The sequence below is a fragment of the Leptonema illini DSM 21528 genome, assembly GCF_000243335.1.
Taxonomy (GTDB): domain Bacteria; phylum Spirochaetota; class Leptospiria; order Leptospirales; family Leptonemataceae; genus Leptonema; species Leptonema illini.
Genome location: NZ_JH597773.1, coordinates 134365 through 146845, shown reverse-complemented (window position 1 = coordinate 146845; position 12481 = coordinate 134365). Strand labels below are relative to the sequence as shown.

Genomic DNA, 12481 nt, shown 5'->3' with positions numbered 1-12481 from the left:
GAGGAAAGGATGCTCGCAACTTTCTCGTGCGGCACCTCTTCTCTGTCGGAGTAGGTATCACGAATGATCCTTTCCTGCGTGGGGGGCCACGAAAGGAAGGTGACCGTAACCAAGGACAGACGTCAAGGGCTAAAGGAGTTTGCAGGTACGAACCCGGTGGCATGTGATGGACAGCCTGAAGTAATCCTCCGCTTGCCTGACATCTTGTTTTTCGTTCAGGGGTGCAGAGCTATCCCTTGATAGTTCCGGATCGGTAGAATTTCTCAAAAAAATCGGACCGGGTGCGGATCCGGGGAAAAAACAAAAAGGACAATTTTGTGCGCATAGAGGAGCAAAAAGTATTGACGGAATTTTTCGGGGACATTGTTTTGTTTTCGGAGCCGTTGAGTAAAATGGTGCATGCCGTCCAGAGGTTTTGTTCGCTGTGCGAAGCGGTCAGATTTTCACTATTGTTTCTGGTGTTTCTTATTCCGGTCGGCCCTGTCATGCTGGTGGAAATGCCCGTGTCGACCGGCCTTTCGGTATCTGATGATCTGCGACCTCGTCTGGATTTGGGCGTGCCTGTAACCGAATCAAGTTCTGCTATAAACGACCGGATTTCCGGGCCACTCTCGTCTTCGACCTCCTGGGAACTGACCGAGGAAGAGGTTATCATCGAGCTTTATGTCGCGCACTATGAAGAGAATTCCAAACGGCATGCGGGAGCGTCTATTTCATCATCAAGACCTTCGAGGCAGGGTTTCGAAGGCCAGAAAGCAAGCGTAACGGGCATTTCCAGCGGATCATCGGGTGGACTGGTCGTCGGTTTTATCGACCGTGGTGCAATGTGGTTGGTTGGCATCAGGCAAATCTTTAACCCGACAGAAGTGTGTAGAAATAGCATATTATCGTTGAGTTATTATTCGATCCGTCAGGGTTATTCAAATCCTGACGTCGCTGATAAGATATCGATCATAGCAAAGGTGCGGGGGTTCTCTGTATAGAGGCCCCCGTTTTTTGTTGCTGAGAAGGGAGAACGGTATGAACTTGAAGAAGAATGGATCAACGTCGAAGACGCTCATGAGTCATCGGGCGCGATTTCGGCGATGGGAACGATGGACTGCTTCTGTCGTACTTCTGTCGTTATTCTATTCATTTTTCTTGCCGTCTTCTCGTCTGCTTTCCGATCCGCGCTTTCGCGAGTTTCAGGAGCGCGGCCGTCCCGAGACGGAGAAGTATATCAACCGTGCGAACCGTCTTACAGAAGAACAGAGCTGGACGAACTACGTTGAGACGGGCGTTGCGCATGAACAGGCCTTATGGGAGTCCGAGGCTTTAGAAGAGATACGCAAAGAGCTGCGGCAACAGGAGCAGTCCGAGGTAGGCAAAGAAGAGCGGGAGGCGAATCGCGATCGTTATTATGCGGATTTTGAGGCTGCCCGCCTGAAATGGGAAGAACAGGCGTCTGATTACATAGAAGAAGAGCGCGGCGGTTTCAAGGCGCGTCTTGCCGTGCAGGAGTTTAAAGCAGAGCTGGAAGGAGCGGAAGAGGAGCGTATCCAGTCGTTTAAGAATCTTGTGGATGAAGCAGAGGAGGCCACGGCTGCAACGGCCTCTCTTGATCTTGCGCTGTGGGATTCTGTCGTCGATCCGGAGCGTGCCTTGCTTGCGGCGACGTTTTACGGTGGCATGAGCACGACACTTGAAGGCATCAGGGCCAATCAGGGGCCGATGAGCGCGAAAGAGCAGGCCGCCTTCGAGGCCGAGCTCGATCGGCTGGAAGGCGAGATCCGTCGCACGTATGAAACGCAGGAGAATTTTTATCTCTTGCAGGGGCGCAATCAGTATATTGCCGTGCGCCGGGTAAATGATCTTAGCCTGCGTTATGAGGCCGACGCTAATTCGGCGACGGCGATCGCAAACGCCGTGATTGATAATGCGACGGAGCAGGCGAACGCTCAGAGCGAAGAGCTTCTGAACACGCTTGAATCGGGTATGACGGAAGGCGTTAATAACGGCACCTCAGAGGCCGTGCTTGTCGATCAGTGGGAGAAGCAGGTCGAGGCGATGATCGAATCGGGCCTGTATCGCTGGCAGCAGGCCGAGGAGGAGTTATACGAAAAGCGCCTTGAATGGATGAACGCCTCGAAGAAGAGCCGCGAAGAGACCGAGGCGATATGGAAGAAGAATCACGACGAGCTGAAGAAGCAGCGCGAGGCCTGGCTGAAGCAGGTGCAGGAGAAGATCGAGACGGGTCGCACGGCCTGGGAGGGAAAGATTCAGGCTTTTTACGAGAGTCGCGAGAATGCCGAGAAGGAGCTTGCGAAATTCGTAGAAGAAGAGAAATCCCGCCGCGACAGCACGCTCTCACAGTTAGGCGACATGGTGAAGGGAGGCGGAGCTGCGCTTGCTCAGGCGAAGGAATCATATCGTTTCTTCAAGCGCATGGCTGAAGAGGCTCCGGACGGTCCGGCGGGTTCACCGGAGCGCAAGCTGAAGGATTTCTATATCAAGCAGCGTGATGAGATGTTGCAGACAATCACGCGTTTTCAGTCGATGCTTGCAACTGCCGAGAGTCGTCTGGACGGGAACATGAACTCCGGCGACGTATCAAGCGGGCTTCTGAAAGACAGGCGTTTATACGCGGGGGATCTTCGCGCCGATCTCGCCGATCTTTCCGAATCCGATTTTGAATCCGAACTGAAGGCCGAGCTTGGCACTGACGCGAACTGGGAGAAATATCTTCTGTATCGTCGAGATCTGAGCGACATGATCACGTCGAACGCCGTCTTTGTGGATCGCGCTACGGAACTCAAAGAGTCGACCTTTAATCCGAAGTCGGAGTCGATCACGACGATAGCGGAGCTGCGTCGTCGGGTCGCGCTGCTTGATGGGCGTTATGACGAGCAGCGTAGCGAGATCCTGCGCATCATCGACCGTCCGCGCGGCGTAACCGACGAGACGACGGCGCTTAAGGCGATCCAGGAAGAGATCGACGACTGGTTTGATCTGTCGACGGACCGGGATGTGCGGCTGAAGAACCGTGTGCTTGCGTATTTTGATGATGCCCATGCCGGTTATTATCTGAGCGAGAACGACAATGATCCGTATCTGATGACGCGGGCGGAGTATGAGTGGGAGCTTCTGCGCCGGGAGCGTGACTATGTGGCCGATCGTTATGAGCGAGCCGCTGAGGTGAAGCGTTATGCGGATCTTGCGGAGCAGTACGATGCGGCGCTTGAAGTCGCCTCGGTTACGAAGGAGCGCGCTGAAGTGGCGCATGCTCGTGAGCTTCTGATCGAGACGGGTTATCTTCTTTTAAAGGGTGATCTGGAACACGGCGCGACCGAGGAGGGTTTTACGGCTCTTCTTCTGTCCCGCGGCGTCGATGTGGCGAAGATGGCTGCGACGGCCGACGGCCTTGATACCGAGAAGGCCCTGCTTGATGAGATTGCCGGCTATGACGTATCGGATCTCACGGCGGGGACGATATCGAATCTGCGCGAGCGCATCACGGCATATATTACTGAATATCACGGTGGAGAACGGCATCGTCTTGCAATTCTGGGCGATCGTCTGTTTGCGCTTCTCTCGATCGGTGGCGAGCAGCGCGAGGGCGCGCTTTCTCAGATCAGACAGACGGCGGGCATGATCTCTACCGAGGTCGTTTCTTTGCAGGCCGAATACAGATCGGGGGAATTCGTATCTGAGAAGAACGAGGTCTTCGCTATCTATAAGAGTCCTTCGTTAACCGATCTCTTACAGGATATGACGGATTCTCAGGCCGCACTTGCGGAAAACGCCACGCAGCTTGCGGCGGCACGTCAGCAGCTGGATGCTGCGAAGGCTGAGTACAGTCAGGCCTACACTGATTTCCAGATTCTGTCGGGGGCCGATCCGGCCAGTCTTGTTGAGCTGGAGATCAAGAGCGCCGCATCGGAGCTTGCCGCGTTGCTGAACGGAATGAAGGATGTGGCTCAGGCGAAAGCTCCCGAGACGCAGCTTGAAGAAAAGTACAGAGAGTACTACAGACTGCTTGCCGATCAGGAGCAGGCGGCGGTCGACCTCGCGTATACAGAAGAGGTGCTCTCTGTGCTTGCGTCTGCTGAGGCGGCAAAGGAGCGTCGCGCTACTCTTGACGGCCTTCTGCCCGGCCTTGCCTCTTCTCTGAACTCTGCCGATCCCGTGGTGCGCGCCGATGCGATCCTCTCGCATCCGGAGCTGATCGTGAGAGCGGGGGAAACGGCAAGCTACGGTATCGTTATACAGGCTGTGGATAACCTGACCTATGCGAAGGCACAATGGCAGAGCCTCGGGGCGCAGCTTGCGACGGAAGAGGCGAAGACCGAACGAAACGAGGCATTGATCGAGAAGCTGAAATCGGGCCGAGCGCGCATGGCCGATCTCATCGATCGTTCGATCGAGCTTGTCATAGACGGCATTCGCGGCGAGGCGAAGGTGCGCCAGGATCTTCTTGTCTCTTATTTAAACGGAACGGCCGCCCCGGATCTATCCGATGACCTTGCGGAGTCGCAGAGAGAGCTTACGGAAGAAGCGATCCGTATCGGTAAAGAGGCGTCGTCCGCTCTCGTCGGTTTTATCGAGGCGAATCGCGGTAAAGGCTTTGCCGAACTTCTTGCATCGGCGAACGCTCTTGTGTCTGCCAGAGGTCGCAATGTGAATACTACGACGTCCGTATCCGATTATGCGGGTTATATCGATCCGTCGCAGGCGAACCGCGAGTATGAGGTAGCGAGCATCCTGCGCGACTGGATTCTCTCGAACGAGAGCTATTTCTCGTATGTGAACACTGCGCCGACGTCGGCGAATCCTCTGAGCAAAGAGGAGCGGTGGGACGACCTGATCGAGTATGTGCAGGCGCAGAACGATCTTGCCGTAAAGGGCTCAAGTCTGAGATCAAATCTTCCCCTTTCGGCCGATGATGCGCGCATCGTCGGGTATCGTAGCGACCGTGAAGATCTTCTTGGCCGTCTGGATAACGTTCTTTCGTCTTCTGACGCCGGTCTGCGTACGGCGTATCAATCTATGACTGCGGAGGACCGCGAAATCCTTGTGCGTTATGGAGTGCAGAGCATCGCCTCGGCGTCCGATCTGCGCCGCGGACTGAACCGTGCCGGTCAGGCGATGCGCGTGGAGCTTGTCACGCTTGAAACGACCTATCAGTCGGTGTATCTGCGGGAGCTGGCCGTCGCAGCGCAACGTCAGGCCTCTGTTGATGAGAGGGCATTGGTCGAGGTATCGCAAGAACTGGAGGCGACACGACTGACCCTGCGACGATTGCAGCGCGAGATGGATGCGATACTGGAAGCCGGTCAGGCGCCGCCGGCGGGCCTTCTGGGTGAGATCATGCGCCTTGAAGAGCTTCAGTCAAACCTGCGCACGTCGCAGCTTGAGAAAGAGGCGGCGCTGCGTCAGTCACAGGCCATCGTGTCGGAGCTGCAGAGCCCCGGATCATCGGTAGCCTTCGCGCAGTCGGCGCTTTCTTCTCTTTCCGTGGAGCGTTCGCGACAGATGATCGCCGCCCAGCTTTTAAACGGCATACAGCAGAGAGACGCCCTTGAATCGGGCGAGCTTGCAGTGACGGCCGGCGACGAACTCAAGGCGATGATCGGATTTTATCAAACCGATGCAAACGGAAAGATCCTGCGTACGGATGACGGAGAGGGCATCGTCAGCGATGAGTTTGCAGCGCTCGGCTTTGATGCGACATCGTCGCTTGATGAGGTCCTTGCCGGAGGACGCAATGCGGCGCAGCTTGAGGGCTGGGCGAAGAATATTCTTTCTTATCTCAAAGATGCGGAGCGTTCTGCAAGAACACCGAAGGCCGTACGTGCTGCGGCCGCGAAGCTCGAATCCTCGCTGATCGAGCTTGCCGCGGCCCGTGCGTTTATCGAGAAGGGCTGGAACTGGGATTCTGCAAATAATCGGTGGGCCGTTGGTTCCGACACGATCGCTGAAGATGCCCGTGCCGATGAAGATCGTTATGCGAAGCTGCAGATGAAGCTTGCGCTTTTTGCGAAGTTCGAGGCCTCTCTGAAAGAGGCGATGACGACGGCCGAGGCGAGTCAGGGGAACGTAGCGTCGGCCGCCCTTGCCATTATAGAAAAGCCCGAGAACGCGTATGTCTTTCGCCTGTTCGACGGCTATAACGAGGAGGGGACATTCGACGGCATCTACGACGATACGATGAAGGGGCGGGTGCTGCAGCTCTCCCTTACGGTGGACCGTCTGCGCCGGCAGCAGAGCGATGCGGCCATCTATGCGATGGCCGAGAACTACGGCGTTTATCTCTCGAATGCGCTCGGTGAGTATGGATCGACGGGCGGGCTTGTGGCGGCCGATCCCGATGCGTATCTGGAAGAGATGGACTCGCTTGATCCGACGGTCGTCAGGGCGAAGGTAACGTCGGTCGGTGATACGGACTTTGAGAAGAACATCCGGGCGGCCCTTGATAGCCTTCCTGCATCGGCCTATCTGTATCGCAGTCATCTTCTCTCGATTATAGAAAAGAGTCCGCTGCAGGGTGCGGAACTCAAAGCACAGCTGCTTTCTGCCGTCGACGGGTATGAGACCGATATGGTTGCCTCGCTTGAGGCACTGACAGGCGAGAGTTTCGGCAGCTTCCGCATGCAGGCCGATCTCGAGCTCAAGGCCGAGGTCGATGAGAAGGTCTCTCTTTTTATCGGACGTTATATGAATCGGGGACAGACGGCGAAATCCGAGCTGGCGACGATCTTTGACGATCTTGCCGCCGAGCTTGCGACGGGTACGCTTGATGATAAGAAAAACGTGCTTCGCGTCGAGATTCTGGATCGGCTGAAAGACGCCGTCTTCACGTCGATGGTGCGCGATCTGCTTGTGATGATCCAGAACGGCGAGGATTTTGACGATCTCAAAGCGGCGATTGAGGCTTATGGCGCCGGGTTAGTCGATCCGACGGATGAGCAGGTTCTCACGGCGAAGGAATCGATCCTGATACGCACGCTGCGCTCGATGCTTGCTCTGGGCGACTCGCTTGACACGTTCGAGGCGAAGTTGATCCCCGAGGAGTTCCGGGAGTTTGTAATGCTGCGGCAGTATGAACGCGCTGAGAAGCGTTATGCGGACTATCAGACGCTCAAGAATTCGGACGTGGAAAGCGAACGGGAGTCTGCGGTGCTTGATCTTCGCGGCATCGAGGCCGACTTTGCCGCCTCCGTTCTTCTGCGTGATTTCTCGCAATGGCAATCGACACACTCTATAGAAGATTATCTATCACAGGCGAACTCTACCCGCAGCATCCAGGATTATCTGGGCGAGTACATGCAGGATCGCCATACGTCGGGCGACCTTCTGCCCCGCGGCGGAGCTGACATCGTGAAGCTTGTGATGCAACAGGAATACCTGCGGCTGACCTCCGCCGGTTCGGCGAACGGCATCGGCTCACTGGATGAGCGCGCTTTCTTCTCGGACTTCACCGGTCGCATCTACATGGAGCGCGTGAAGGCCTATGCCGTGCAGTCCGGCTTCACGCTTACCGGCGTTGTAGCCACGGATGAGGTGGCCTACCGCACGATCTATGACGCCATGCTTGCCGATGCGAGATACGCGCACGGAGGTCTCAGCTTTCGCGAGCGTCTTGTCGGCGACGATGCAGTGGAGACCTTCTTTGACGCCGCCTTCGCCTTTCTTGTACAGCAACCGTCTGTCGAGATGTATGATCCCTCCGTGATCCGCATGCTGCGCAGCAGCGGCGAACTCGGCGAGGCGACCACGGCCGAATCGGTGCTTCCCGACGCATGGAAGCAGTACCGCACCGATCATCCGGGTTATGCGAATCTGGAAAACCGCAACTATCGCACCGTTCTCAAAGAGATCGCCGCCGGCTTCGGCATACCCGGGCTCTATCAGGAACTTGCGCGTATCGAGGCCTCGGAGGAAGCCGCTCGCCGCGCAGGTGCGGGGTATCTCTCTTTATCTTTAACCGACATCTCAGATGCCGATCTTGATCGCGCCATCACGCTTGCCGGTTACGGTGATCTGTCGGGAACGCAGAGCCTTCGCGACGACGTGAAGCGCTTCTTGATCGTGCAGGCCGCCTCGCAATCGCAGGCTTCTCTGCAAGATCTGATGCGACAGGAGTCGCTCATGAACTTCCATTATGGAACGGAGGCGGAACGCGACGCCCTTGAGATCTTTCTTGCTTCCGAGGGTGCAAGAGCCGCTCATATAGAAGAGATCTTTTTCTCGAAACTCGAGAAGGCCGACGGTCGTCTGCGCGAACTTGCAAAGAACGACCGCGGAGGATTCTTCTATCATCTGATCTATGCCGCTGATACGGATTTTGTCGTACCGGGAGATCTTTCCACGCCGTTTGCAAACCTCAAGACGGCGTTCTTCGACGCTCTGACCGAGAAAGAAAAGACCTCTCTTGCGACGCATGCCGCAGCATATAAGAAATATTTCGCGATGCGCTCCTCGCAGGAGCTCATCACAAGCGGCATCTTTGAGAAGATCGACGCTGAGATTTTCGGAAACCTTGCCGGGTCTGAAATGACCGACGCGAAGATCGCCGAAGCGCGCAGGCATAGGAGCGCCCTCATGGTCGGGCTTATGCGGTCTGTGGCGCTGGATAACCCGACGGCTTCCGGTGTCGCGGCGAACCTGCCCGACAGTGTGCCCGCAGATCTGCGTGACGACGTCGCTCAGGCGATCGCCCGGACGCTTCAGGACCTTGAACCGGCGTTTTTGCAGACGCTGCGTAAAGAGACGACGCTTCTCGAACGCTTCATCGCAAGGTATCTGGAAGCCGACGCGCTGCGTAACGATCTGGCCGACTTCCTGAAAGGCGAGGCAGACCTCACCGACTTCGGTTCGATGCATGCAGAGCGTCGCGCCCTTGCACAGGAAGGCGTGGCCGAGGCGCAGTATGGCCTTCTCTCTCACATCGATGCCGACAGGCGTGCCCTTGAAAATCTTGCGACCGATTACAGTCTGAAGCAGGCCGTAGCCGCCCGCCTTGCCTCTTTTGCCGCCCTTCGCGGAGCGAACGTCACGCAGAGTCGTTTTGTGAATTATCGCACGTATGCAGACGACGGTAATGGTTTTTTTGAAGCGGATTATCGCAAGTATCTGGCGAACGTCTTAGAGGACGATCGCTATCTTGACGTGAACTTCTATAACGTCGAGACGGATCCTCCGGCCACGGATAAGGACGGCAGGATCGTGCAGACGTATCATGAATTCCGTCAGGGTATGCTCCTTGAGACGGAAGGTGCGCTCGATTCGACGGAGGGTGCGCTTGTCGCTTCGAATCTTCCCGCCATGTTTGCCGACGGATCGTTCGTGAATCGCCTTGTAAGCGACCGTATCCGCAGCGATTACGACTCCATCGTTCTCGATCAGAATACGACCGATGCCACAGACGACAGTCTTGTGGAGCTGCGCACCGTACAGCGTATCACGTTTAACCGGAATGCCTCATCGGCGCAGCAGATGATTGAGGCCTATCATGCGCATCTCGCCAACAACTATCTGGATGCGTTAAGCGGACTGAGCGACGCCCTGCGCGGACTCTCCCGCGCCGCCTCGGAGGTTGACGCCACGGGCAGCGCCGAAGATCGCCTGAAAGACCAGCTTGCAAAGGCGCAGTCGGGTAACTATGCGTCGCTGCGCACCTCTTTTGAAACGGCCCGTACAGCGGCCCTCACCCTCAGTGCGGACTCCGGTGACGAATCTCAGCTTGAGAAAAGAGGTGAGATCGACGGTCTTGAAGAGGCGGTGAGCAAGGCCGAGGACCAGTTCGGAGCCTCGGCCCGTCGCAAGCATCTGAAGGTGCTCGGGCAGACCCTCTTTGTGGAGCAGATCTTTACTCCCATCGCAGAGAAGTTCGAGAACGCACGCCTTGCCTACGACGCCCTGACGACAGAGGCCGGCGTTCTGCAAGACGCTTATAGCACGGCCATCAGCCAGTATACAAGGCATCTCGATGACATGAGCGCCTGGTGGCGGCGCCTTGAAAGCGCGCAGGGCGACGCACAGCGGCGTCTTGCCGTGAAGGACTATGCCGAGACTCCGTATCTCTTCTCGGCCTCTATGAGCGAAGAGGCCCGTCTCGACGCCCTCAAAGACTACGCCACCGACGCCCGCGAAGAATACCGTCGGGCGGGTCTTTTACTGGAGCAGGCCAATGCGCAGCTCAAAACGGCCGGCTATAACGTACAGATCGACACGAATATGGAGAAGTTTGATCGCGTGCTCGGTGCTCTGGATAACGTCGATCCCGCCGTCTCGGCCGCCGTGAAGGTACCGTTAACCGATGACGAGCGCAAAAAACTCGCCGAACTGCGCGATCTCGTCTACAGACAGTATCGCTTTCTGTCGATCGAGGATGCCCGGCAGGCCCGCAATTCCGATATCAAAGACGAAGACATCGACCGGCTCGAAGATCTCGAAAATCGGGAGATCTACGAGCAATACGGCACGCTCATCGCAGCCCGCGCCGATTACATCAAGCATACGATGCGCATGATCCGCCTGCAGAAGGCGCAGACGCTCGTGCAGGCAGAGATCCGGCGACTTGAGATGGAAACGGCCGAGAAGAAGCAGAGGTTCGAGGATTCGCTGGCTCATCACTTCGGGGATTTTTCTAATATCGCAGATGAAGCGGAACGCGAAGAAGCCACAGCCGCCCGCAACGCCGTCTATCAGCGTCTTGCCGCTCAGTATGAAGCGGGTGTGGGGAATTATTTTGGAGAGCTTTCCGCATGGTACTGGAAGAGTGGCGACTGGCTGCGCTCCATCGGACAGCAATCCATGACGCAGGCTCCGCAGATCACGCCCTCTCAGGTCATTATCGCCGCAGCAGGCATGCTCATCGGCGGCGCCATTCCTCAAGAAGATGCCGCCTCTATTGGAGAGTGGTTATCTCACAAATCCGGTTCCGTTTTTGGCTCATTTTCCGGTTTCTCCAATCTGTATTATGGTATGATTCTGGCAGCCGGACAAAGGGATCTTGCCATGCTGGAGCGTGATATCGTCAATATGATCTGGACGCCGATTATTGCAGCAGCATACGCGGCGATCGCCGTCGCCCAGGCCGCCGCCTTTGTTACGTTTGGTGGAAGCCTGGCTGCAATTCCTCCACTTATGGCTATCGTTCGTCAGGGGACATCTCAGATGTCAGCAGCGGCAGCGAAAGTATTGATAGCGAATGTCCTACTGACAATCGGAGCAGCCAATACACTCAAAGCAGCGGGTGCAGAGAAACTCGGTATAGGCGAGGTTGTTGAGCGACAGAGAACCTATGAGGCATCAAAAGCGAAGCTTGAGTATTTCACGAAGATTCCTGACATGAAAACGCTCAAAGAACGCCTGCAAAAATACGGAGAATTGCAGGATGATCCAGACCCGGAGCTTGTCCACTCGCTCTACAGCCTCACAGAAGAGGATCTGCGCTATCTCGTCGAGATGGATGAAGAGGGCAACATCACAAGCGTCGACTCGAATGGGGGCAGTCAAGAATTAACCGAAGAAGAAAAGGCCGAGGTATATGACGCAAAAGCCTCGCAGGGAGAAGCCGAGTTTACGGATTCCTTCGGCCGCAAGTATGACCGCGACCAGATCGTACGGGCTGGTGATCCGGCATATCCTTATCTCAAAAGGGATGGCGGCGTGTACCAGTATAAGCCACCGAAAATCTATGACGAAGAATTGGAGAAGTATGTAGAAGCGCCGGTCACCGACCCCTTTCTGCAATCGCTACTCGGAAAGAAATATACGCGTATTCCCGTAGCCGATCATCACGGAAATATCAGCTATGTGCTCGCCCTTTTTGATGAAGACGTCGAGGATAAGGCCGTCTATCATGCCGGCAACATCCTGCGTTCTCTTGTCGATCACGGCAACATCTTGAGAAACGATCGCGTGCAGGATTACCTCGCCGCCGGACAGGCGCAGGCAGGCGATAACGACTGGTCGTTTATCTTAGCAGAACGCGACCGCACCATGAAGGACCTCTTCACGGAAGCAGCCGACAATGAAACCGACGCAGAAGGCGGCCGGGAGTATGCCGGTTATACGATGATCTACGCCGACTATGAAGCCAACCAGCAGGCCGTATTCGATCTGGAGTTGCAGCAGAGAGTCAACGTACAGAAAAAGGAGTGGGATCTTCGCGAACAGGAACTGCTCGACCGCCGTCAGGAATGGGAGAGCCGCGTAGCCGCCATGCTCAAGGCCGGCAAACGCTCGTGGACCGACGCCGAGGACCGCTATTTAACCGAATGGCGAGACTGGGAACGAGAATTCGATCGTAAGATAGAAGACGGCAATAAAGAGTGGGATGAACGCATAGCGAAGCACATGGCCGACCGCGAGCAGTGGGAGGTCGACCTCAAGAAGAAGGCCTCAGAAGCGGCCAGCGAAGCCGCATTAACCGAGGTGCTTGGTGGATTCAACACCCAGCTGCAGACGTTAGCCAGTAACGCCGGCATCAGCATGG

Annotated in this window: 2 protein-coding genes; both read left to right on the top strand. The window is 56.2% G+C overall.

Features of this window, described 5'->3' with window-relative positions; all coding sequences use genetic code 11:
• Positions 1-317 precede the first annotated feature (317 nt).
• Positions 318-983, top strand: a complete 666-nt coding sequence (locus LEPIL_RS00615; protein WP_246811964.1) for a hypothetical protein — start codon at positions 318-320, stop codon at positions 981-983.
• Between the two features lie 37 nt (positions 984-1020).
• The coding region (locus LEPIL_RS00610) for a coiled-coil domain-containing protein (RefSeq protein ID WP_002768919.1) at positions 1021-12481 on the top strand (11461 nt) is incomplete at its 3' end.